Origin of the sequence: Pseudoduganella chitinolytica, from assembly GCF_029028125.1 — a bacterium.
Taxonomy (GTDB): domain Bacteria; phylum Pseudomonadota; class Gammaproteobacteria; order Burkholderiales; family Burkholderiaceae_D; genus Rugamonas; species Rugamonas chitinolytica.
The window spans coordinates 397,990-420,787 of the sequence record NZ_CP119083.1; the positions used below are offsets into that span (position 1 = coordinate 397,990).

The following is a 22,798-nucleotide window of genomic DNA, read 5'->3' on the forward strand; positions in this document are numbered from 1 at the left end:
GCGTCAGTAGCTGTAGCGCAGGCCGACGCGGTAGGAGCGGCCCACCACGTCGTACAGCGCCGGGTTGATGCCGTAGCTGGCGTTGGTCTGCGGTGCCGGCTCCGGATCGCGGTCGGTGACGTTGTCGATCTTGAAGTAGGCCTGCAGCTGCTTGCTGAAGTTCCAGCTGCCGCCGATGTCCAGGTACGTGGCGCCCTTCATGCGATTGTCGTAAATCGTCGGGTGGATCAAGGTCGAGACGGGGCAGTTGGCCTGGCACTCGATGAAGTCGTTGCGATAGGTGCCGTCGCTGATCCACCGTTCCGTCAGCGACAGGGACAGCTTGTCGTGTTCCCACGTCTGCTGCGCCAGCACCTTCCACTTCGGCGTGTTGCCCATGTTGGAGCCGGCACCGTCCACCGGGATCGTGCCGACGACGCCCGAATCGGTGATGAAGTGCAGCATCCGCGTGCCCAGCGCGCGGAACGTGAAGCGGCCCGGCAGGCCGAACTTGTCGAGGTTGGTCCGGTAGGCCGTCTCGATGTCGACGCCCTTGGTGTGCAGCGAGGCGAGGTTGAAGTTCTGCACGGTGACGTAGTTGTTGCCCGGGCTGTTCAGCACCATCGCCGCGCAGATTTCCTGGTTGCCGGCCACGCACAGGTCGACCTCCTGCTGGATCGTCAGCGCCGAGATCACGCCGCGCACCTTGATGTCGAAGTAGTCCGCCGAGATGGAAAAGCCGGGCGCCCACTTGGGCTGGTTCAGCACGATGCCGAACGAGTTGTTGCGGGCGATCTCGGGCCGCAGCGCCGTGTTGCCGACCGTGCGCTCCTGCACGGAGATCGTATTGCCCTGGTACTGCACGACGTTGTTGACGACGACCGGTGCCGCAAACAGCTCGGACAGGTTGGGCGCGCGCACGTCCTTCGACGTGACGCCGCGCAGGCGCAGGCCGTCGATGGGCGTCTGCCAGCTGGCGCCCAGCTTCCAGCTGCCCACGCTGCCGGCCGTGCTGTACTTGGTCTCGCGGTCGGCCAGGTTGATGTTGGCTTCGCCCCACGTGGCCGACTTCAGCACGGGAATGTTCAGCTCCACGTAGGCTTCGCGCACGTTGTACGAGCCCTCGCCATTGTGGTAATTCCCCGCGTACCAGTTGTTGCCGACGGTCGTGTTCAGCAGCGGGTCGGCCGGATAGAAGGCGTTGTTGGGCGACTCGGGCGACACGCCGGCACCGTACGCATCGCCGCGCACGCGGTACTTCTCGCGGCGGTATTCGGCCCCCGTGGCCAGCGCGATGGGGCCGGCCCAGCCTTCGAACAGCTCGCCGTTCAGGTTGAAGCTGGCGACGTCCTGGCTTTGCGTGGTGCGCTGGCGCGGGCCCTGGGCCGGCGCGATGTAGGCCCACGCGGCCGGATCGACCGGATTGTCGCCGATGATATTGAGCGGCACGCAGCCCGACGCCGCCGCCACCGGATTGCGGCAGACGATGCGCCCGTCCGGCCCGCGCACGGCATCGATGGCGGCGTTGTAGCGGGCGTTCAGGGTGATGTCGTGCACGTCGATATTGGTCTTGTTCTCGCCGTGCGTGACGTAGGCGTCGTACGACCATTCGCGCCCCAGCAACGGGAATTTGCCCTCGGCGCCCAGCACAAAGCGGCGCTGCGTGCGCGTCGGGTGCACGTTGATATTGGCCGGGAAGATCGCGTTGGCCGTGCCATAGGCAAAGCTGGTGATGTTGTTCTGCGCGCACGCAGCCACGATGGACGCGGGCAGGAACGGGTTCGAGCACTGGATTGTCAGGTTGCCGTTCTTCGCCGCGCCCGGATTGGGCGAGAAATGCGACGCGACCTGGGCGTAGTTGGCGGTGAAGTAGATCTGGTTGTCGGGGTTCAGGTCCCACGACATGCGCGTGTAGGCGACCTGGCGCTTGAAGTTCATGGCCAGGTTGGTGCCGGCGCCCACGCTGCCGGACAGGTCGCCGCCGATGCAGAACGGGTTGACGCAGTTGGTGACGGCGCCGGTACCGGTCGGCACGCCATTGGAGCCGTACTGGAACGGGAAGGGCACGCCACCGGGGCCGAACGCGGTGCCCTGCAGCGGACCGTTCGTGATCAGGCCATACTTCGCGTACTGGTACTGCTGCGCGTGTTCGATGACGCGGTACTGCGGCAGGCCGTCGGTCGTCTGCGCCAGCGGGCGCACCGAGTAGGCCGGGTTCTTGTACCAGGTGCGCCCGTTCGGTCCCACCTCGCCGAAGCCGGGCGAGTCGATGCCGTTCTCCTTGGTGAATTCGCCGCTGACGGCGACGTGGAAGCGGTCGTCCAGGAAGCCGCGGCCCCAGGCGGCCTGCAACGTGCCGCCCTTGTCGTCGCTGTACTTCGTCATGCCGCCCTGGGCGTTGGCCTTGAAGCCCGTGAACTTCTTGTCCGTGACGAAGTTGACGACGCCGCCGACGGCGTCCGAGCCGTACGATGCGGAGGCGCCGCCCGTCACCACGTCGACCCGCTTGACCAGCAGCTGCGGGAACTGGCTGACATCCGTCACGCCGGTGACGTTGGCGCCCACCACGCGCTGGCCGTCCAGCAAGGTCAGGGTGCGGATGGTGCCCAGGCCGCGCAGGCTCAGCGACGACAAGCCCTGGATGCCGCTGCTGGTGCTGTTGGTGCTGGTGGTGCGGCCCGTGCTGCCCTGCAGCGCCGGCAGTTCGGCCAGGGTGTTGAACAGGTTCGGCTTGGCGGCCTTTTCCAGGTCGGCGGTCGTCAGGCTGGTCGTCGGCGTGGGTTGCGTGAAGCCGCGCGCGACGATGCGGGAGCCGGAGATGCGCACGACGGACGTAGGCGCTTCGGGCTCGCCCGAAGCGCCGGACGTGACGACGGCGGGCGTGGGCGCTGGTTCCTGGGCGGCGACCGGTGCGGTGGCGGGGGCAATGGCGGGGGCGGTGGGGGCCGTGACAGCATCCTGCGTGGTGCCGGGTGCTGCTTCGGCATCGGTCAGTGCAGGGGCCGGGGCGCTCTGCTGCGCAGCCGCTTCCAAGCCGGGCAGGGCAAAGGCGCCGGCGATGGCAAGGCGGATCAGTGTGGGGCGGAACGGTGTACGCATAGTGTCTCCATTTTTGTGTTCGGCTCGGCCCGGATTGCGGAGGGGCCGTGCCATGACCGGCGATGGGGCGTGCTGCGCTTCGCCTGCCCGGATGCGTCGTCGCGGTGCAGATAGCGCTATCAGTATCGCTATAGTCTTCAACAAGAATGGCGGTTTGTAAAGCACTCTCGATGGTGCGCAGCAGTATGGACGGAGGTGGCGCTGGCGGGTGGGGACAAGATTTCCCTATGGTGCGGCGGTTTTCGTTGATAGCGCTATCAGATAACGCGTAGATGACGCCTAATGTATGAGGCGGAAATCTGTGGTGTTTTTGCTACGGGCGCCGGGCGCTTGCGCTGCATTCGTGGGAGCGAGGCTGAGTCCTGGCGCGTGGCGACGGCTGTGAGCGCGGAGGCGGCGGGGCGGGAGCCCGTCGCCTACCCTCACAGCCGCTAATCCCGCTAAATTGCGAGATTCTGATATCCGTACAACAGCCTCAAGGCATGGGGTCTGTTCCGTTTTTTGGGCGATACGGCGGCCCGGCAGACCTTAACCCGGCGACCGTGCGCCTGACTTAGCGGCATTACTCACAGCCGCCGCGGCGCAATCGCCCGCACGTCGATCGCCCCATCCTCCCTGGTATAGACCGCCGTCACCGCCAGTTCCACCGTACTGATAATCTCCAGCACGCCCGTCGTCAGCGCCAGCGTGTCCACCGGCGCGCCCAGCAGCATTTCCTGCAGGCGGCAGCAGTCGTCCATCGTGGCGGCGTGCGGCGGCAGCGTGATGACTTCCGCCGTTTTCACCGTCGCCACTTGCGGTTCGCGGCCGATGACGGCGCCCGCCAGCACCAGCGGGATGATGCGCTTCAGCACGGGCGCCGCCGTATCGGCCACGTTGTGGATATTGATCTCCGTGCCGTAGCTGCCGGGGCGCACGGGCGTGCAGCCGCAGCCGGCCTCCCGCTGTTCGCCGCAGACGAACGTCACGCTGTAAATGTACAGGCGCCGTTCGGCCGGGCCCACTGTGACCGGCGGCCGGCCTGGCTGGCCGATGGTGAAGCCGGGCGGCTCCGCCGCCCCCAGGTCCCAGCACAGGTCCAGGCGATAGCTGCCGTTGCCCAGGTCCGTCACGGGGCCGGTCAGTACCGAGCCAGGGCGGGGCGCGACGGTCATGTCCGCCGCCCGGCCCGGGCCGAAGCGGTTGCCGTAGCGGTCGCGTGGCGTGAACGTCAGGCGCAGGCATTCGCGCCCCTGCGGGTCGGCGCCCAGCGTTTGCGCATCGACCGGTGTGCTGGCGCCGTCGATGCCCACGTCCACGTGCATCGTCCACACCAGCTCGCGCGCGCCGTCGCATTCGCCGTAGGTGGCGCGCGCATGAAATGCATAGTTGCCCTCCATGCGCAGGTAGTCGGGCAGGGCGATGCCCAGCGATCCGGCGGCCTCGAACGCTCCGCGGGTGTTGGCCGCATCTTCCCGCAGCGCGAACTGCTCCTCGATATAGTGGATGGCGGGGCCGTTGGCTTCGATGGCGCGCAGCGTGGCGTGGCGCGGCGGCAGTTCGTCGCCATTGATCACCTGCTGCGGGCCCAGGCCATGGTCGCTCAGCAGGTTGCCGATGCCGGCATCGGGCCGCGCCACCGTCAGCGTCATCGCCACGTGGTGCGGCCAGTCGCCGTTGGCCTGGCGCAGCCGCAACAGTGGCGACAAGTCGTCACCCGTGTAGGCGCGCAGGTGCTCCTCCGGTTCGCGCAGCAGGCGCGGACCCCCGGCCGCAATGACGGAGACGAAGTAACGCAGCGCCGGTGCCGGCGGCGGGATTTCACTGCCGCCCGGCCGCAGCACTTCCACCTGCCAGACACCGTCGCGCTCCGCACCCTGCGGCAGCGGCACGCGCAGGTAGGCCCAGTTGCGGCCGGAAGAGCTCTCGACGCCGGGCGCGGCCGCGTGCACCACGTTGCCGGCGGGCGTGCGCAGCCGCACGACCAACGACGCGTCCACGCTGTCCCAGCCCACCACGGCCGTCAGCCGCTCCTCGCCGCAGACGCGGAACGACAGCGGCGCCGCATCCTGGTTGGCCGGCAGCTCGCTTTCCGGATCGAGCAGCACGCCCGCCTCGAAGATATTGCCGAAGGCTTGCGAGAAGAACTTCAGCAGCGCCAGGCCGCCGCTGGCGCGGGTGTACAGGCCGCCGTGCGCGCCCGCCAGGGTGCTGAGCAGCGTGCCGTCCAGGTTGGCATCCGAACCCAGGCCGATGGCGTGGACCGTGATGCCCTCCAGCGCCGGCTCCACGGACTCGATCGACGGTGCCCGGTTCTGCAGGCCGTCCGTCAGCAGCAGGATCGCACGGGGATTGTCGCCCGGCATCGGGAACTGCGCCCGCGCCGCATCGAGGCCGCCGCCGATGCTGGTGCCCCCGCCCGACACGAGGCTGCCGACCACGCCGCCCGCGTAGGGCGGGCCGCCGATCAGCGCGTTCTTGTTGGCGCCCGTGACGGCGGCGATGGCGAACGTGGGCGCGCCCGCCGTGCTGCTGAAGGAGACCAGGCCCACGCGGTTGCCCGTATCGGCCTGCACCAGTTGCACGAACAGCGAGACGGCATCCCTTGCCGCGTCGATCTTGCGGCGGCCCGTGCCGTCCGGCTCGTCCATGCTGCCGGAGCGGTCGATGACCAGCACGACGTCGCGCGTGACCGGTGGCGGCGGTGCCGGTGCGATCTCCGTCAGGATCGTCGCCGTGGGGAAGTACAGCAGCTGCGAGCCGGCGCAGGGCGCGCCGTTCGACAGCACGCCGACGATGCGGCCGGCCGCGTCGAACAGGCCGGAGCCGGAACTGCCGCCGCTGACGTGGAACGTGGTCGGTACGCGCACGCCCATGGCGGCGCTGGCGGTCACGGTGGCGAACGACGCATGCGGCAGCGAGATCTTCTTTACCGCGCCATTCGGGTGGTGGATGCCGAACACTTGCTCGCCCACGGCCGGCAGGTCGTGCCGCAGCTGGATCGGCGCAATGCCGGGCGGCGCCGTCTTGAGCTGCAGCAGGCTGTAGTCGTAGCCCGAGTCGTAGCGGTGCTGTAGCGCGGCCGTGACCTTGTGGAACATGGGGTTGTAGCCGGCCAGGCGGTTGCCCGCGCAATCGGTCTCGTAGTCGAACGTGACGGCACTCGTCACCGCCTCCGCCGGCGAGTGGCAGTGGCCGGCGGAGATGACCTTGTCCGTGTCCACCAGGGTCACGGTGCAGGTCGATACGTACTCGACGGGCGAGTAGGCATCGGGCGGGTGGATCGACACGATCATCCCCACGCTGCGCGCGACCTGGGCGCGCAGGTCGGCGCCCGGGATGCAGCGCACGTTCTCCCAGTCAGGCGGCGGGCTGCAGAACCAGAACGGATCGTAGGTCGGTTCCGTATAGACGGGATCGGGCAGGAACGGATCGCTGTTCGAGAACGACGGGTGGCCCGGACCGCCGGCGTGCCGCTCGCCGCGGCCGTAGCGGTCGATCTCGGCGCCGCCGCCCGCGCCGCCCACCTCGACGTAGCGCACGGGGATGGTGCCGCCGCCGAAGGCATGCACGTTGACGGGCCGGGTCCAGAACGCCGCGCCGTCGGCCGCCGTGAAGACGTCGGTGTCGTAGCCCAGGTCGACCTCCAGTCGGTTGGTGCCCGGCAGGCTGACGTTCTGGAAGTGCAGCATGACGAGCTTGGTGCCGTCGGGGGCGGGCGCGTGGGCAAAGGCCAGCTCCCACAAGCCAGGCGCCGTCGGCGGCGCACCCGTATCCGGGCCGATGCCGGCCGGGGCGCCCAGGACCTGCACGATACCGGTGATATGGGACATGGCGCGCTCCTGTCAGGCGTGGATGCCGGCGACGGGCGTGACGTCGATGGCCCGGTCGGTGGTGTAGATGGCCGTCACGCTGACGTCGCGCGGCACCGTGATTTCCATCAGCCCGATCGTCAGGGCGCTGCCGGCGGCGCCGAACAGCAGCTCGGCGATGCGGCAACAGTCGTCCAGCGTGGCGGTGTGGGGCGGCAGTTCGATGCTGTCCTCGGCGCGGCTGGTGCCGAAGCGGGGCTCGCGGCCCAGCGCGACGCCGCCCAGCACGACGGGAATCAGGCGCTTGCGCACGGTGACGGGTTCGCCCGACTGGTTGTGGATGCTGATCTGGGTGGCGTAGCGGCCCGGCCGTACGGGCGTGCAGCCGCACGCTTCCGGCTGCAGGCCGCAGACGAACTTGACGGAGTAGCTGACGCGACCGCCGTCCGCCGGTTGCCCTCGCGCGCTGTCCTGCCGCGGCGTTCGGTGTGGGTGGTCGATGGAAGCGGTGGCATTCATTGCTAAACCTTGGCTGGGCGGCGATCCGGTCGATGATAGGCCGCCGCCGCCGTGGTTGACTGCGGCAGATCAAACGTTGACGGCTTTTGCGCGCGCGCAACGGACGAGCTTGTCGTTTCGCGCCATCGGGAGACCGGTTGACGGCCCCGCTGGACGGTTTCGTCGCCGCGCCGTTGCCAGAACGGCAGTGGAACGCGAGAATGCGTTATCTCCACCAAGGCATACCATGACCGACTCCGCCATTTCCATGTCGCCCGTACCGCCGCGCCCCTTCCCGTGGCGCCGGCTGGGCCTCGACGCCGCCGCGCTGGTCGTGTTGATCCTCATCTGCGCGCTGATCGTGACGTACGCGTTCGGCGACGGCAGCCACTTCCTGGCGAACTTCGCGATCTCCGCCTGCATCGGCACCATCTCGTTCAGCATCATCGACGGCGTGCGCCTGTGGGCCTGGCGGGGCGAGCGCCGGCCGCCCTGGGTGGCTTTCGCGGCGCTGGTCGGCATGGGCGTGGTGGCCGGACAGGTCCTGGGCGCGCGCCTGGCCGGGCTGCTGCTGGGCATCGAGTTGACCACCCTGCACACGCTGGGCAGCACCCGCACCAGCGGCATGCTGTTGTTCACCCTGCTCGCCACGGGCGGCGCGAGCCTGTACTACGCCGGCCGCGACCGGTTGATCCGCGCCCAGGCGGCGGCCGCGCAGGAGCGCGCGCGGGCCGAGGCCGTCGAGCGCCAGGCGCTGCAGGCGCAGCTGCAACTGCTGCAGGCGCAAATCGAGCCGCACATGCTGTTCAATACCCTGGCCAACCTGCAGGGCCTGATCGCGCTGGACCCGGCGCGGGCGCAGCGCATGCTGGACCAGCTGATCCAGTTCCTGCGCGGCACGCTGTCGTCGTCGCGCGCCGAGACCACCACGCTGGCGCAGGAGTTCGCGCTGCAGGACGCGTATCTCGGCCTGATGGCCGTGCGCATGGGCGAGCGGCTGACGTATGCGTTCGACCTGCCGGACGAGCTGCGCGCCGCGCGCATTCCGCCGATGCTGCTGCAGCCGCTGGTGGAGAACGCCATCGCGCACGGCCTGGAACCGACGATTGCGGGCGGCCACGTGACGGTGGCGGCGCGGCGCGACGGCGGCCTGCTGGTGCTGAGCGTGACGGACAACGGCCGCGGCCCGGATGCCGGGCCGGGCAAGGAGGGCACCAGCGTCGGCCTGGCCAACACGCGCGAGCGCGTGCGGGCCCTGTTCGACGCCCGTGCCGACGTCACGCTGGCCGCCGCCCCGGACGGTGGCGCCATCGCCAGCATCGTGCTGCCGACCGATCAACCATGAGCAAACCGATGAACGACAAGACCACGGCGCTGATCGCCGAAGACGAACCGATCCTGGCCGCCACGCTGGCGGCCACCCTGAACCGCCTGTGGCCCGCATTGGACATCGTGGCCACGTGCGGCCATGGCCAGGCCGCGCTGGAACGGGCGCTGGCGCTGCAGCCGGACGTGCTGTTCCTGGACATCAAGATGCCCGGCAAGACGGGCCTGGAAGCGGCCGAGGAACTGGCCGAACAATGGCCCGGACCGAAGCCGTTCCCGCAGATCGTCTTCGTCACGGCCTACGACGACTACGCGGTGCAGGCATTCGACAACGCGGCGGCGGACTACGTGCTGAAACCCGTCAGCGACGAACGCCTGGGCCGCACCGTGCAACGGCTGCAGCAGCGCCTCGGCGCGCGGCCGGCAGGCGGCGGCATGGACGCGCTGCTGGAGCAGTTGCGCGCGCTGGTGCCGGCGCCCGCGGCGCGGCCGGAGCGCTTGTCGCTGATCCGCGCCGCCGTCGGCAACCAGGTGCGCATGATCCCGATTGCCGACGTGCTGTATTTCGAGGCGCTCGACAAATACGTCAACGTGGTCACGGCGGACGGCGAAGCGCTGATCCGCACCAGCCTGAAGGAACTGCTGCCGCAGCTGGACGATAGCCAGTTCTGGCAGGTGCACCGGGGTACGATCGTCAACTCGGCGGCGGTGCTGGCGGCGCAGCGCGACGAACTGGGCAAGCTCACGCTGCAGCTGCGCGGCCGGGCCGACAAGGTCCGCGTCAGTCCCCTGTATGCCCACCTGTTCCGGCAAATGTGACAACGAAGTGAAAAAAGACTATTGTTGACCGGCCGAGGGCCGTATATAATGCGGCCTCTTTTCCCTGATAGCTCAGTCGGTAGAGCGACGGACTGTTAATCCGCAGGTCCCTGGTTCGAGTCCAGGTCGGGGAGCCAGAATTCGAAAGCCGCGTTTTTAACGCGGCTTTTTCATATCCGGCTTTTCCTTATCCGGAATGAACCCGGCTTTACGGCAGTGAAAGAATATCGGAGCGTGCGCACCACGAGACATGGGCGACACGGCGCTGCCACAAGCGGCGCGCGGCAGGACCGCATCCGGCACAAGAGCGGAGACGACGTTGTATACCTTTTTCTCTAAACCCAGGAAGGCAAATGATGAAACTCTCCAGGATGCATAAGCGCCTGATCGCTCTGACCGCCGCGATGCCGGCCGTGCTGCCGATGGCCGCGCTGGCGCAGGAAGCCACCCAGGCAATCGCCCAGACCACCAGCCAGACGGCCACCGGCCAGCTGGAAACCGTGACCGTGACGGCCCAGCGCCGCACGGAAAACATCAAGGAAGTGCCGGTCTCCGTCTCCACCCTGCAGAACGAAAAGCTGGACGTGATCCTGTCCGGCGGCCAGGACATCCGTGTCCTGTCGGGCAAGGTGCCCAGCCTGAACATCGAGTCCTCGACGGGCCGCGTGTTCCCGCGCTTCTACATCCGCGGCTACGGCAATGCGGACTTCTCGATCTTCGCCTCGCAGCCCGTATCGCTGATCTATGACGAGGTGGTGCAGGAAAACCCGATCCTGAAGGGCTTCCCGATGTTCGACCTGGCCGGCGTGGAAGTGCTGCGCGGCCCGCAAGGCACGCTGTTCGGCCGCAACACCCCGGCCGGCGTCGTCAAGTTCGAATCGGCCAAGCCGAGCCTGAAGGGCATCGAGGGCTACTGGAACTTCTCGCAGGCCACGCACGGCACCGTCAACGTGGAAGGCGCCGCCAACATTCCGCTGTCGAACGAGTGGGCCATGCGCGTATCGACCCTGCGCCAGCACCGCGACGACTACGTCAGCAACGCGTACACCAACCAGCCCGACTCGCTGGAAGGCTACAACGAACACGCCGAGCGCGTGCAGTTCCTGTACCAGCCGAACGGCACGTTCAACGCGCTGTTCAACGTGCACCAACGCACGGCGGCCGGCAGCTCGCGCCTGTTCCGCGCCAATATCATCAAGAAGGGCACGAACAGCCTGGTCGACGGCTTCGACGCCAACAACATCTACACCAACGGCCAGAACTACCAGGACCTGACGACGCGCGGCGCCAACGTGCGCCTGTCGTGGGACCTGGGCGCCGTCAAGCTGTACTCGATCACCGGCTACGAGACCATCGCCAGCTACAACAGCCGCGGCGACATCGATGGCGGCACGCCCGCCAACGGCCCTGGCTTCATCCCGTTCCAGGTCGAGACGGCCTCGGTGCTGCCGGACCTGAAGCAGTACTCGCAGGAGTTCCGCGTCGAATCGAAGAAGGCGGGCCCGCTGTCGTGGCAGGCCGGCGTGTACTACTTCGACGAAGACGCCACCGGCGGCAGCGACAACTACAACGTGGCCGGCGCCCGCACCAGCCGCGTCGTCAGCAACCAGCAGAACAAGGCCTGGGCCGCGTTCGGCTCCGTCAACTACGCCGTCACGGACAAGTTCACCCTGCGCGGCGGCCTGCGCTACACCAACGACAAGAAGGACTTCGCGACGCTGGAAGCGACCAACGTCACGTTGATCGGCCCGGCTTCCGTCAGCACCAGCAAGCACAAGGCGAACTGGGACCTGTCCGGCACGTACGCGCTGAACCAGGACGTGTCGCTGTACGCCCGCGTGGCGACCGGCTTCCGCGCACCGAGCATCGCCGCGCCGTCGGCCTCCGTGCCGATCACGGTGGCCGATGCCGAGACCATCACATCGTACGAAGCGGGCGTCAAGGCCGACCTGCTGAACCGCCGCGCGCGCGCCTCGCTGTCGGTGTACGACTATGACGTCAAGAACCAGCAGCTGACGGTCGTCGGCGGCAATTCCAACGTCACGAAGCTGATCAACGCAGCCAAGACGAAGGGCCGCGGCATCGAGGCGGAGATCGAAGGCTTCGTCACGCCGGACTTCAAGATCGCCGCCAGCACGAGCTACAACTTCACGGAGCTGCGCGATCCTTCGCTGTCCGTAAGCAAGTGCGCGCAGTGCACCGTCACCGATCCGATCAACGCCGCCGGCCGCGTCGTCATCGACGGCAATGCGCTGCCGCAGGCACCGAAGTGGATCGTCAACCTGTCGGCCCGCTACAACTGGGCGCTGGAAGACGGCAACCTGTTCGTGCTGACCGACTGGTCGTACCGCAGCAAGGTCAATTTCTTCCTGTATGAAGCCGCCGAATTCACGGGCAAGCCGCTGACGGAAGGCGGCCTGCGCGTGGGCTACAACTGGGCCGGCGGCAAGTACGAAGTGGCCGCGTTCGGCCGCAACATCACGAACCAGCAACGCGTGACGGGCGCCATCGACTTCAACAACCTGACGGGCTTCATCAACGAACCGCGCCAGTGGGGCGTGCAGGTCAAGGGCGCCTTCTAAGCCCTTGACGGCCGGGCCCGTGTCCCACCGCGGGGTCAGTCACCGCAGTGGGACACGAGCCCGGCAGTACGGTGAGCAAAAAGTTTTGGTGCTCACTGGACAGCTCACTGGACAGTTGCAAAACGGCTGTATATAATGCGGCCTCTTTTCCCTGATAGCTCAGTCGGTAGAGCGACGGACTGTTAATCCGCAGGTCCCTGGTTCGAGTCCAGGTCGGGGAGCCAGAATACTGAAAAGCCCAACCTTTGCCGGTTGGGCTTTTTGCTATCTACATCCAGTTTGACGGCTTACGTCGCAACGTTCTCTGGCTGTTGCATTACTTTAACCATGGATATATTCGCTCAGATCTGGGAATGGGACCACTTCATGGAGCGCAAGCCGCTTCAAGCACTATTCCACCTTGGCGACGTCCTTGAATGGCTGGCGCTCTGCGCCGATGAGCAGGCGAAGTCCTGGTTGGGATGCCTTTGTTGCGATCAGAGTAGTTCATTTTGTTCATGTGCCAGAAACTTCGCGCAGCACTGCGAATCGATATGCACTGCTCAGATGACTGACTTGATAATGCAGATTGACGCGTACGTGGATGCGTTACCTGAGGCCGCCGCCCGCTATGCTGAGGATGCTTTTTTCGAAAGGTATGAGTGGGCACAAATCCGATCGCTTGCGCGGCAATTGCTTCGGCAGCTGGATTGGGAAGTCATCCAATCCTCCAGACACCACCTGCAAATGCTTGAGTAAGCGGTAGTCGACCTACGATACCGCAGGTCGACATAGTACGTGTAGCAACGTTGTTAGTGTGCTGTAGTCGCAGAGTGTCAAGCAGTCGCCAGCAGCTTCAAAATCGCCTCGTTAAACGCCGGAATATCATCCGGCTTGCGGCTCGTCACCAGCTTCCCGTCCACCACCACCTGCTCGTCGCTCCACTGCGCGCCGGCATTGGTCAGGTCCGTGCGCAGCGTCGGCCAGCTGGTCACGCGCTTGCCCTTGACGACCTCGGCGTCGATCAGGGGCCACGGGCCGTGGCAGATCGCCGCGATCGGCTTGTCCGCGCGCGCGAACTCGCGGATGAACGCGATTGATTCGGCGGACAGGCGCAGCTGGTCGGGATTGGCGACGCCCCCGGCAGCACCAGCGCGTCGAAGTCGCGTGGACGGACGTCGCGCACGGCGCGTTCCACCTTGAACTTGTCGCCGTGGTCCAGGTGGTCGAAGCCCTGGATCTCTTCGCCTGCGCCCTTGGGCGACACCAGCGTCACCTGCGCGCCATGCGCCTCCAGGAAGCCGCGCGGGCCCGTGTATTCCACCTGTTCCACGCCATCCGTCATCAGGACCGCGACCTTCTTGCCATCGAGTGCCTTCTGTTGCGCCATCGTGATTCCTCCATGCTCGATATCGGACGGCCACCATGTCACAATGACCATTGCCGCGCTGTGCGCGCACGAACATTCGAAAGGAACGCATGCGACTGAAGCTCGATGAAAGCGATGAACTGTACGTGGAGACCATCGACGGCGACGCCGATCGTCCCGTGCTGGTCTTCCTGCACGAGGGCCTGGGCAGCGTGGCATTATGGCGCGACTTCCCGCAGCGGGTGTGCGCGGCCACGGGCTGCCCCGGCATCGTCTACGACCGGCTCGGGTATGGCCATTCGACGCCGCTGCGGCGCGAGCGCTCGATCCACTACCTGCACGACTATGCGCTGCGGGAGCTGCCCGCGGTGCTGGCGCGGCTGGCAAAGGGCCGCCCGCACATCGTCATCGGCCATTCCGATGGCGGCAGCATCGCCCTGATCCACGCGGCCGGACAGCCGGAGGGCCTCTGCGGCATCGTCACCCTGGCCGCGCACGTGATCGTCGAGGACGTGACGCTGGCCGGCATCGAGGCGGCCCGCGTCGCTTATGACGAAGGCAAGCTGCGCGCGCTGGAACGCTATCACGGCGTCAAGACCGACCAGATCTTCCGTGCCTGGGCCGACACATGGCTGCGACCCGCGTTCGCCCACTGGGACATCCGCTACCTGCTGCCGTCGATCGCTTGCCCCGTGCTGGCGCTGCAGGGCAGTGCCGACCAGTACGGCACCGTGGCGCAGCTGGACGCCATCGCGGCCGGCGCGTCCCGTGCGCAGGTGCGCATGCTGGAAGGGCGCGGCCATGCGCCGCATGCGGAGACGCCGGAAGTGCTGGCGGGGGTGATCGGGGCGTTCTGTCGCGAGCTCGCTCGGGTGGACTGACAATTGCTCCCGACGCAGCGCCATGGCTGACGGGCGCCGGTCGAACCAGCCTACCCTTGTTCCGCGGTCGATTTCGGTCCGAAGGTGCGGCGCCAGTCTCTCGGGCTCACGTGGAAGCGCTTCTTGAAGTGCTGCCGCAATGACAGCGGTGTCTGGAAGCCCGCCAGTTCGGAGATCCGTTCGACAGGAATCGATGTCGTTTCAAGCAACTCGCGGGATTGCTGCAGGCGTTCGTTGACCAGCCAATCGCCCAGCGTCATGCCCGTCGCTTTCTGGAAGTGACGGGTGAACGTGCGGCGGCTTGTCGCGGCCCGCGCTGCCAGTTCGTCGATGCTGTGCTGCTTGCCGAGATTGGCCCGCAAGTAGTCGAGCAGGCGGTTGACCCGCGAATCCTCCGTGGAAGCGGCAACGGGTTGCTCGATGAACTGCGCCTGCCCACCCTCGCGGTGGGGCGGGATCACCATCGTCCGCGCCACCTTGTTGGCGATCTTCGGCCCGTAGTAGGCGCGTACAAGGTAGAGACAGCAGTCCAGTCCCGCGCCGGTGCCTGCCGATGTGATCAGGCGGTCCTCGTCGACATACAGCGCATTCATGTCGAGCTTCACCCGCGGGAAGCGCTGGCTGAAATCCCTTTCGGCCATCCAGTGCGTCGAAGCGCGCTTGCCGTCGAGGAGCCCGGCGTAGGCGATCACGTAGGCGCCGTAGCAAAGACCGACGACATGCGCCCCCCTGGCATGGGCGCGTGCCAGCGCCGCGCCCAGTTCCGGCTCCGGCGGCGTATCCAGGTCGTGCCATCCCGGCACGACCACGATGTCCGCCAGATCGGCCAGTTCCAGTCCGCCGTCCGGATGGACCGTCATCGCACGCTCCGCGGCCAGCGACCGTGCCCCCGGGGAGACGATCTTCAGGTCGAACAGGCGTCCTTCGGCCACCTCCGCATTGAACACCAGGTACGGGACCGAAAAGTGGAAGGGACTGAAGTTCGGGTAGACGATGAGTGCCACGACCGGCAGCGGGGTAGTCATGAGAGAAACTCCTGTAGTGGCCCTAAACTATCGGTTATTGGCACGCGGGTCAATATCAGCGCCAACGTCCTGCCGTCACAATGCTGCTATCGACAACCCTCATGGAGCAGCAAATGCAACGATCGAGCACCCTGGCACTCGTCCTTTCCCTCACCCTTGGCGCCGCCGGCCTGACAGGTCACGCAGCCCCGAGCAGCGCCTCGGCGGCAACGCAGCAGCCAGTCCAGGTACAGCAGATCCGCAATGCCACGGCAAAGATCAGCTATGGCGGCAGGACCTTCCTCGTCGATCCCTTCCTGGCAAAGCGCGGCACCTATCCCGGCTTCCCCGGCACCTTCAACAGCCAGCTGCGCAATCCGCTGGTCGAATTGCCCATGCCCGCGAAGGACGTCGTGCATGGCGTGGACGCGATCATCGTGACCCACACCCACCTCGACCACTGGGACGGCGGCGACCAGCAGTTCCTGCCGAAAGGGCTCCCCCTGTTTGTACAGCACGAGGCCGATGCCAAGCTGATCCGCAACCAGGGCTATACGGATGTGCGGGTCCTCGGCGAGAACACGTCGTTCGAAGGCGTGCAGCTGACCAAGGTCGGCGGCCGGCATGGTACGGACGCGATGTATGCCGTCGCGCCCCTGGGCGAAAAGCTCGGCGAGGCGATGGGCGTCGTCTTCCAGGCACCGGGCATGAAGACCGTCTACGTCGTCGGCGACACCATCTGGCAGGGCGACGTCGACCGGACCCTGGCGAAGTTCAAGCCCGACGTGATCGTCCTGAACACCGGCGAGGCGCGCGTGGCCGGCTTCACCGGGTCGATCATCATGGGCAAGGACGACGTGCTGCAGGCGTACCAGCGCATGCCCAACGCGACGATCGTGGCCGTCCACATGGATGCCATCAACCACATGACGCTGAGCCGCAAGGAATTGGCCCAACACGTCAGGCAACACGGTATCCAGGATCGCGTGCGCATCCCGGCCGATGGCGAAGTCCTGAAGTTCTAAGGCAGTTCGATCGAGCCAGCGCCTGACGCAGGTCCGGCGCTGGACTGGGATTACTCATCAAGGCATGCCACATCTGCCCGGCGCCCCGCACAAATCCGCACGCGGCACAACCGTCCCTCCTCGCCGCCGACGCGGCCGCAGCGTTGCAGCAGCACGTCGGTGCTGTCGGCCAGGCGCGGCTCGACCACGTCGCGGCTGGGCAACGCGACGGCGTTCTTGTGCGCCACCAGCGCCGTCAGCAGCGATACGTCGTGGTCGGCCGGCACCACTGGACCCTGCCCACGGGGCATCGCCGCGCGCGCGACCTCGCGCCGCGCTGGTCGCGCCGTGACGTGTGCGACCGCGCGTTCGCGCCGTACCGGAGCGATGACCGGGACCGGACGCGGCGCAACCGGTGCCGCGGGCGGTACGTCATTGACGATCAGTGCCGGCTCGTCATGCGGCTCGACTGGCACGGGCGCCAGGGCCGGCCGCGCCACCGGCGCATGCCAGACGGGCTTCGGCGCCAGCGTCACGGCAGGTGGCGTGTTGCTGCACCACCACCACGCCAGCAGCGCCACCAGGCCCGCGCCCGCCAACAGCACGTGGCGCGCTCCCCGGCCGTCGCGTGGCGCCGTGTCGCTTCCGCCGCCACCCGCCGCCTCGCGGTCCAGGCTCGCCAGGATGCCGTAGCCGCCTACCGACGCCGTCTCTTTCCCCATTTTCGACGCATTCATCGCGCACCTCTCCAAAGCTTGATGTAGGCGGTCCGGCCAGGCCGGCACGCATATTACGATAGGGCAACATCGCCGCTTGCCAGTGTCGCGCGCGTCGGCACGGCTTACTTTGACGGAGCGCATCATGATCCTGTTTTCCCTGCTGCTGTTGTTTGTGGCCACGTGCGTGGGCGGCTGGCTGGCGTTGTTCCCGGACGGGCGCGATGCGCTGGGCGACTCCCTGGCCCGCTGCGCTCGACACTTACGCCAGCGCTTGCAGCACGCCAGGCGGCAGGGCAACGGCCGCGCTGTCGTCGCGCTGGCGGCAGTACACGCCACGGCGACGCGCGCCCGCGCCCACCCGCTGCTGGCCGGCGCCGTCCTGCTGCTGGTGCTGCTGCCGCCGCTGGGATCGTTGCTGCTGGCGGGTCGCCAGGTGCTGCCCCAGGTGGCCGAGCGCAACCGCGCCGTCAACGAGCAGGTGGCGGGACTGCTGCGCGGCGAACGCCTGGTTGCGCCGCCAGCACCGCCGCCGGCCGTCTTCACGACGGCGGAAGTGACGCTGGTGCGGCCGCAACTGGCCGGCGCCAACCGCAATTGGGACCTGCTGGACCAGGAATTCGCCCACCGCCTGCTGACCGTGTTCCATGTCATGCGCGAGCAGCACGGCTACGAAATGGTGCTGCTGGAGGGCTACCGCAGCCCGACGCGGCAGAACGAGCTGGCCGATGCCGGCGGCCACGTCACCAATGCGCGCGCGTTCCAGAGTTATCACCAGTTCGGCCTGGCGGGCGACTGCGCCTTCCTGCGCGACGGCAAGCTGGTCATCTCCGAGCGCGACGCCTGGGCCATGCGCGGCTACCAGCTGTACGGCGAAGCGGCCGAGGCCGCCGGGCTGACGTGGGGCGGACGCTGGAAGATGATGGATTTCGGCCACACCGAGCTGCGTGGGCGGCGCCGCTGACTCGACGAGTTGCGCATCATCAATAGATTTTCTGGTGTCCAGTGGCAACATCGAGCGTTCCTGCCTGGACCAAGGAAGCATCATGCTGCGACGACTCTGGCTATTCTTGACCGACACCCGCACCCTCACCATCGTCACGCTGGCGGCGCTGGCGCTGTTTTTCTGGCTGGGCGCGGAGCTGCTGGAGCTGCCGGTAACGTGGGCTGTCGGGGCGACAGCCGCCGTGGCGCTGCTGTGCCTGGGCGGCTGGTGGCTGCGGCGCCACCTGGCCGCGCGCCGCGCCGCGCGACTGGAGGCTGCCATCGGCACGCCGGCAGCGGGCCCGCATGCCGACGCGGCCACGCAGGCGGAACTCGACGTGCTGCGCGAGGGCCTGCGCGCCGCCGTCGCCACGATCCGCACGTCGAAGCTGGGCATCCGCGCGGGCAAGCGCGCCTTGTACGAGCTGCCGTGGTACATGATCATCGGGAACCCGGCGGCCGGCAAGAGCAGCGCCATCAAGCAATCGGGTTTGCAGTTCCCCGTCGGCGACAGCAAGGTGGTGCAGGGCGTCGGCGGCACCCGTAACTGCGACTGGTTCTTCACGACCGAAGGCATCGTCCTCGACACCGCGGGCCGCTACGCCGCCGTCGAGGATGACCGTGCCGAATGGTCCGGCTTCCTGGGGCTCCTCAAAAAATACCGGCCGCGCGCGCCCATCAACGGCGTCATCGTCGCGGTCAGCATCGCCGAGCTGCGCACGGCCGACGGCGACGCCTGCATGCGCCTGGCGCGCAGCCTGCGCAAGCGCGTGCAGGACCTGATCGAGCGGCTCGAGGTGTTCGCCCCCGTGTACGTGGTGTTCACCAAGGTCGACCTGGTGGCGGGTTTCGGCGAATTCTTCGCCCAGTTCGAGCCGGGCGAGCGCGCCCAGGCGTGGGGCGCGACGATGCCGTATCGCCGCCAGGCCGGCACCCAGGACGTGCTGACGTTCTTCGACGGCGCCTTCGACGAGCTGTACGAGGGCCTGCAGGAAACCAGCATTGCCAACATGACTCAGCAGCGCCGCACGATGGCGCCCGGCGTGTTCACGTTCCCGCTGGAGTTCGCGTCGCTGCGGGTGCCGCTGCGCGCGTTCCTGGCCACGCTGTTCGAGGAGAACCCGTTCCAGTTCAAGCCCCTGTTCCGCGGTTTCTATTTCACCAGCGCGCTGCAGGAGGGCCAGCCGGAATGCGCCCAGTCGCGCCGGGTGGGGCAGCGCTTCCAGCTCGCGATGACACCGGCGGCCGAGGGTCAGGACACGTCGCGCCAGGCGGGCTACTTCCTGCTGGACCTGTTCCGCAACGTGATCTTCGCCGACCGCCAGCTCGTGTCGCAATACGCCAGCCCGACCCGTGCGCGGCTGAAGGTCGCGGCGTTTGTCGCGGTTGCCGTGCTGCTGGGCGTGGCGTTGGGCGGCTGGAGCTGGTCGTACCAGGGCAACCGGCAACTGGTGGCCACGGTGCGCGCCGACCTGGACAAGGTGATCCGGCTGCAGGACCGCCGGCTCGACCTGCAAGCGCGGCTGCAGGCGCTGGAGGTGCTGCAGGACCGCATCGAGCAGCTCGACCGCTATCGCGCCGCACGGCCGTGGGCGCTGGGGCTGGGCCTGTACCAGGGCGGCCTGCTGGAGCGCAAGCTGCGCGAGGAATACTTTGCCGGCGTACGCGAAGTGATGGTCAAGCCCGTCGCTGCCGGCCTCGAAGCGCTGCTGTACGAAATGAATGCCAATGCCGGCCAGCTCGTCACGCCGGCCGTGGCGGCGCAAGCGGCGGAGCCCACCGTGACCACGGCGCGCGCCTATGCCGATGCGTCGCCGACCAACGTCGAGGATGCATACAACGCGCTGAAGACGTACCTGATGCTGGCCGATCCGGCCCGCGCCGAGGCCGGCCACCTGAACGACCAACTGACGCGCTTCTGGCGCGGCTGGCTGGAAGCCAATCGCGGCACCATGCCACGCGAGCAGCTGATTCGCAGCGCCGAGCGCCTGATGACGTTCTACCTGGCCCAGGCGAAGGACCCGTCCTGGCCTCGCATCGAGCCGAAGCTGGCGCTGGTGGACACGGCGCGCGAGCACCTGCGCCGCGTCGTGCGCGGCATGCCGGCACGCGACCGTGTGTATGCCGAGATCAAGGCGCGTGCCGCGACCCGCTTCCCGGCCATGACGGTGCAGCGCATCGTGGGCGAGACGGATGCCGCGTTGGTGCAGGGCAGCCACGCGATCGCCGGCACGTTCACTCGCGAAGCCTGGGACAAGTACGTGGAGGGCGCGATCCGCACGGCGGCGGGCCAGGCGCTGCAAAGCACCGACTGGGTGCTGAAGACGTCCAGCCGCGACGACCTGACGCTGGAAGGCAGTCCGGAACAGATCCGCCGCAACCTGACCGCGATGTACCAGGCCGAGTACACGCGCGAATGGCAGAAGTTCGTGCAGGGCATCGCCATCGCCGACATGCGCGGCTTCAACGGTGCCGTCGCCGCGATGAACCGGCTGGGCGACCCGCAGGCGTCGCCCATCGCGCAGCTCCTGCGCACCATCCACGAGCAGACATCCTGGGACAGCCCGGGAGCCGTGGATGCCGGATTGCAGAAGGCGCAGACGGGCTTCGTGGCGTGGTTCAAGAGCACCGTCCTGCGCCGTGCGCCGGTACCCGTCCACATCGAGCTGCGGCCGGGCGCACCGCGCGAGACGGGACCGGTCGGGCGCGAGTTCGCCGCGGTGGCGCGCATCGTCGCCACGCACGAGCGCGATGCGTCGCTGCTGCGCTCCTATCTCGATACGCTGTCGCGCCTGCGCACGCGCCTGAACCAGCTGAAGAACCAGGGCGACCCGGGCCCGGGCGCGCGCCAGTTCATGCAGCAGACGCTGGAGGGCGGCGGTTCCGAACTGGCCGATGCGCTGCGCTTCGTCGACGAGCAGATGCTGAACGGGATCGGCGACGGCCAGCGCCAGGCCGTGCGGCCGCTGCTGGTGCGCCCGCTGATGCAGACGTTTGCCGTCATCGTAGGGCCGACGGAGAACGAGATCAACAAGACCTGGCTGGCGCAGGTGTACGAGCCGTTCAACCGCTCGCTGGCCAACAAGTATCCGTTCGCTGCCGGCGCCCGCATCGAAGCCAGCCAGGCCGAGATCGCACAGTTCTTCGGCCCGGAGGGCCTGGTGGCGAAGTTCGTCACGACCACGATGGGACCGTTGGTGGTGCGCCGCGGCGACGTGCTGGCGCCGCGCACCTGGGCCGACATGGGCATCACGCTGCAACCGGCCGCCGTGCAGCGCTTCCCCGGCTGGATCGCGGCGGCCGGGGCGGGCGGTTCGGTAGGCGCGGCGGGCGCCGCGCAGACCGTGTTCCAGATCCTGCCGATTCCCGCCCGGGCACGGTCGAATACACGGTGGAGATCGACGGCCAGCAGCTGCGCTACCGCAATACCCCGCCGCAGTGGGCCAGCATGGTCCATCCGGGCTCGCAGGGCATCCCGGGCGCGCGCATCAGCGCCGTGGCGTTCGACGGGCGCAACGTGGAACTGTTCAACGAAGCCGGCCAGTTCGGCCTGAAGCGCATGATCGACGCGGCCAGCAAGACGCGCAAGGACGGCGGGGTGCACGAGCTGCGCTGGACGGCGCAGGGCATCACGGTGGCCGTCGACCTGCGCATCACCAGCAGTCCGGCCGTCAGCAGCGGCGCCGCGCCGCCCGTGCAGGGATATGGCGGCATGCGCCTGCCCGAGACGATCGTCGGCGCCGCACCTTCGCCCGCACCTTCGGCCACCGTGGCCACGGCGGCGGTCGCCGGAGGTGTCCGATGAGCGCCCGTATCGGTTACTTCGGCAAGCTGGCGACGCGGCCCGATTTCGTCCGCTCCGGCGAACAGCATGCGCTGGGCGGCCTGCTCGACTCCTGGGTGGCGGCCACGCTGACGGAATTGGCCGGCAATGCACGCTGGAAGCTGCACTACGATGCGCTGGCGCCGCTGCATTTCGCCTTCGTGGGGCCGTGCAGCCGGCACGTGGTGGCCGGACACCTGCTGGCCAGCGGCGACCAGTCCGGCCGGCGTTTCCCCTTCATCGCCATGAGCGCGCTGGAGGTGACGCAGCCGCAGTCGTTCCTGCCGGCCAGCCCGCTGGCGCTGGCCGGCGCATGGCGCCAGTTGGGCGACCTGGCTGCCGGCGCGCAGGCTGCGGCCGACCCGGCCGGCGCGCTGCAGGCGCTGGCGGCAACCGCCGTCGACAGCGCCGCGGTGCGGGCCGATCACGGCGGCGCGCTGGCCGCGTTCTGCGCCGCCTACGACGTCGCCGCGCTGCAGGCCATGCTGGCGCACGACGCGCGGCGCTACGACGTGCGCGGCATCGTGCTGGGCATCGGCCTGCTGCTGCAGCCGTTCCAGTCGGCCGGCGGGCAACGGCTGGCGCGCAGCCTGGCCTTGCCCTTGCCGCACAACGAGGCGCTGCGGCCCGCGGTGGCCGCGTTCTGGCTGGCGCTGGTGGCGCCGTTCCTGCGCCAGCGCGACATCGAGCTGGGCCTGTTCATGACGGCGCTGCGCGGCGAGCCGCACTTCGTGGTCGGCTTCGGCGGCGCCACGCCTGCCACGCTGCGCGCCATCATCGATCCGGAGTTCGGCGCGGAACAGCTGATCGCGTTCGACGACACCGCCTGGGTCGACGACGCCAAGGACCGCGACCCCGCTGTGCAGCACCTGGCTGCTTGCCTGGCGCAGGACACGCTGTCGCTGCGCGCCTGCGCGGACCTGTTCCACGTCACTTTTTCCTGA

Annotated in this window: 13 protein-coding genes, 2 tRNA genes and 2 pseudogenes; 11 read left to right on the plus strand and 6 right to left on the minus strand. The window is 67.9% G+C overall.

The features are described 5' to 3' along the window. Window positions 1-3: 3 nt before the first annotated feature. The 3 genes from PX653_RS01785 to PX653_RS01795 all read right to left on the minus strand — a co-directional run bounded on the left by PX653_RS01785 (window position 4) and on the right by PX653_RS01795 (window position 7,388). Window positions 4-3,078 carry a TonB-dependent receptor plug domain-containing protein gene (locus PX653_RS01785; RefSeq protein WP_277416247.1) on the minus strand — a complete coding sequence of 1,025 codons (3,075 nt, stop codon included), beginning with the start codon at window positions 3,076-3,078 and terminating at the stop codon, window positions 4-6. Between the two features lie 566 nt (window positions 3,079-3,644). Further along, window positions 3,645-6,890, minus strand: coding sequence for a vWA domain-containing protein (locus PX653_RS01790; RefSeq protein WP_277416248.1), 3,246 nt, complete (start codon window positions 6,888-6,890; stop codon window positions 3,645-3,647). A gap of 12 nt (window positions 6,891-6,902) precedes the next feature. After that, window positions 6,903-7,388 (minus strand): hypothetical protein, encoded by a 486-nt coding sequence (locus PX653_RS01795; RefSeq protein ID WP_277416249.1) that lies wholly within the window; start codon window positions 7,386-7,388, stop codon window positions 6,903-6,905. Between the two features lie 226 nt (window positions 7,389-7,614). Here PX653_RS01795 and PX653_RS01800 point away from each other — a divergent pair, with 226 nt between their 5' ends. From PX653_RS01800 to PX653_RS01825, 6 genes are all read left to right on the plus strand, one after another. Beyond that, a complete protein-coding gene (locus PX653_RS01800) occupies window positions 7,615-8,712 on the plus strand; it encodes a sensor histidine kinase (protein WP_277416250.1) in 1,098 nt (365 codons plus the stop codon). Window positions 8,713-8,720: 8 nt separating this feature from the next. Next, window positions 8,721-9,512 carry a LytR/AlgR family response regulator transcription factor gene (locus PX653_RS01805; RefSeq protein WP_371876457.1) on the plus strand — a complete coding sequence of 264 codons (792 nt, stop codon included), beginning with the start codon at window positions 8,721-8,723 and terminating at the stop codon, window positions 9,510-9,512. A gap of 61 nt (window positions 9,513-9,573) precedes the next feature. Continuing rightward, window positions 9,574-9,649: transfer RNA gene (locus tag PX653_RS01810), tRNA-Asn, on the plus strand. Between the two features lie 216 nt (window positions 9,650-9,865). Continuing rightward, window positions 9,866-12,094 carry a TonB-dependent receptor gene (locus tag PX653_RS01815; RefSeq protein WP_277416252.1) on the plus strand — a complete coding sequence of 743 codons (2,229 nt, stop codon included), beginning with the start codon at window positions 9,866-9,868 and terminating at the stop codon, window positions 12,092-12,094. Window positions 12,095-12,242: 148 nt separating this feature from the next. Beyond that, window positions 12,243-12,318, plus strand: a tRNA-Asn gene (locus PX653_RS01820). Between the two features lie 142 nt (window positions 12,319-12,460). Beyond that, a complete protein-coding gene (locus PX653_RS01825; protein WP_277416253.1) occupies window positions 12,461-12,832 on the plus strand; it encodes a hypothetical protein in 372 nt (123 codons plus the stop codon). Between the two features lie 77 nt (window positions 12,833-12,909). Here the strand turns inward: PX653_RS01825 and PX653_RS01830 are convergent. Beyond that, window positions 12,910-13,463 (minus strand): annotated as a pseudogene (locus PX653_RS01830) (type 1 glutamine amidotransferase domain-containing protein). An 89-nt stretch (window positions 13,464-13,552) separates the two neighbouring features. Between PX653_RS01830 and PX653_RS01835 the strand changes: the two are divergent. Beyond that, window positions 13,553-14,323: an alpha/beta fold hydrolase gene (locus tag PX653_RS01835; RefSeq protein ID WP_277416254.1), complete on the plus strand. Its 771-nt coding sequence runs from the start codon at window positions 13,553-13,555 to the stop codon at window positions 14,321-14,323. 50 nt (window positions 14,324-14,373) lie between these two features. Here PX653_RS01835 and PX653_RS01840 read toward each other — a convergent pair whose 3' ends face one another. Next, the gene (locus PX653_RS01840; protein WP_277416255.1) at window positions 14,374-15,348 is read right to left on the minus strand and encodes a GlxA family transcriptional regulator; all 975 of its coding nucleotides are present in this window, start codon (window positions 15,346-15,348) and stop codon (window positions 14,374-14,376) included. Window positions 15,349-15,461: 113 nt separating this feature from the next. Here PX653_RS01840 and PX653_RS01845 point away from each other — a divergent pair, with 113 nt between their 5' ends. After that, window positions 15,462-16,352, plus strand: a complete 891-nt coding sequence (locus tag PX653_RS01845) for an MBL fold metallo-hydrolase (RefSeq protein WP_277416256.1) — start codon at window positions 15,462-15,464, stop codon at window positions 16,350-16,352. A gap of 50 nt (window positions 16,353-16,402) precedes the next feature. On the opposite strand, the gene PX653_RS01850 is transcribed toward PX653_RS01845, so the two are convergent. Next, entirely contained in the window at window positions 16,403-17,068 is a 666-nt protein-coding gene (locus tag PX653_RS01850; RefSeq protein WP_277416257.1) for a hypothetical protein, read from the minus strand. A gap of 124 nt (window positions 17,069-17,192) precedes the next feature. Here PX653_RS01850 and PX653_RS01855 point away from each other — a divergent pair, with 124 nt between their 5' ends. The 3 genes and pseudogenes from PX653_RS01855 (at window position 17,193) to tagF (ending at window position 22,798) form a co-directional block, all read left to right on the plus strand. Continuing rightward, complete coding sequence (locus PX653_RS01855; protein WP_277416258.1) at window positions 17,193-18,011, plus strand: M15 family metallopeptidase; 819 nt, start codon at window positions 17,193-17,195, stop codon at window positions 18,009-18,011. A gap of 82 nt (window positions 18,012-18,093) precedes the next feature. Next, window positions 18,094-21,836, plus strand: a pseudogene (gene tssM, locus PX653_RS01860) (type VI secretion system membrane subunit TssM). Next, the gene (gene tagF, locus PX653_RS01865; protein WP_277416259.1) at window positions 21,833-22,798 is read left to right on the plus strand and encodes a type VI secretion system-associated protein TagF; all 966 of its coding nucleotides are present in this window, start codon (window positions 21,833-21,835) and stop codon (window positions 22,796-22,798) included. Before tssM ends, tagF begins: the two are co-directional and overlap by 4 nt.

Bases quoted from the DNA above. Each gene is read 5' to 3' on its own strand.
- PX653_RS01790 (WP_277416248.1), bottom strand. From the start codon at position 6,890: ATGTCCCATATCACCGGTATCGTGCAGGTCCTGGGCGCCCCGGCCGGC.
- PX653_RS01800 (WP_277416250.1), top strand. From the start codon at position 7,615: ATGACCGACTCCGCCATTTCCATGTCGCCCGTACCGCCGCGCCCCTTC.
- tagF (WP_277416259.1), top strand. From the start codon at position 21,833: ATGAGCGCCCGTATCGGTTACTTCGGCAAGCTGGCGACGCGGCCCGAT.
- PX653_RS01845 (WP_277416256.1), top strand. From the start codon at position 15,462: ATGCAACGATCGAGCACCCTGGCACTCGTCCTTTCCCTCACCCTTGGC.
- PX653_RS01855 (WP_277416258.1), top strand. From the start codon at position 17,193: ATGATCCTGTTTTCCCTGCTGCTGTTGTTTGTGGCCACGTGCGTGGGC.
- PX653_RS01840 (WP_277416255.1), bottom strand. From the start codon at position 15,348: ATGACTACCCCGCTGCCGGTCGTGGCACTCATCGTCTACCCGAACTTC.
- PX653_RS01825 (WP_277416253.1), top strand. From the start codon at position 12,461: ATGGAGCGCAAGCCGCTTCAAGCACTATTCCACCTTGGCGACGTCCTT.
- PX653_RS01795 (WP_277416249.1), bottom strand. From the start codon at position 7,388: ATGAATGCCACCGCTTCCATCGACCACCCACACCGAACGCCGCGGCAG.
- PX653_RS01835 (WP_277416254.1), top strand. From the start codon at position 13,553: ATGCGACTGAAGCTCGATGAAAGCGATGAACTGTACGTGGAGACCATC.
- PX653_RS01815 (WP_277416252.1), top strand. From the start codon at position 9,866: ATGATGAAACTCTCCAGGATGCATAAGCGCCTGATCGCTCTGACCGCC.
- PX653_RS01805 (WP_371876457.1), top strand. From the start codon at position 8,721: ATGAACGACAAGACCACGGCGCTGATCGCCGAAGACGAACCGATCCTG.
- PX653_RS01785 (WP_277416247.1), bottom strand. From the start codon at position 3,078: ATGCGTACACCGTTCCGCCCCACACTGATCCGCCTTGCCATCGCCGGC.
- PX653_RS01850 (WP_277416257.1), bottom strand. From the start codon at position 17,068: ATGAATGCGTCGAAAATGGGGAAAGAGACGGCGTCGGTAGGCGGCTAC.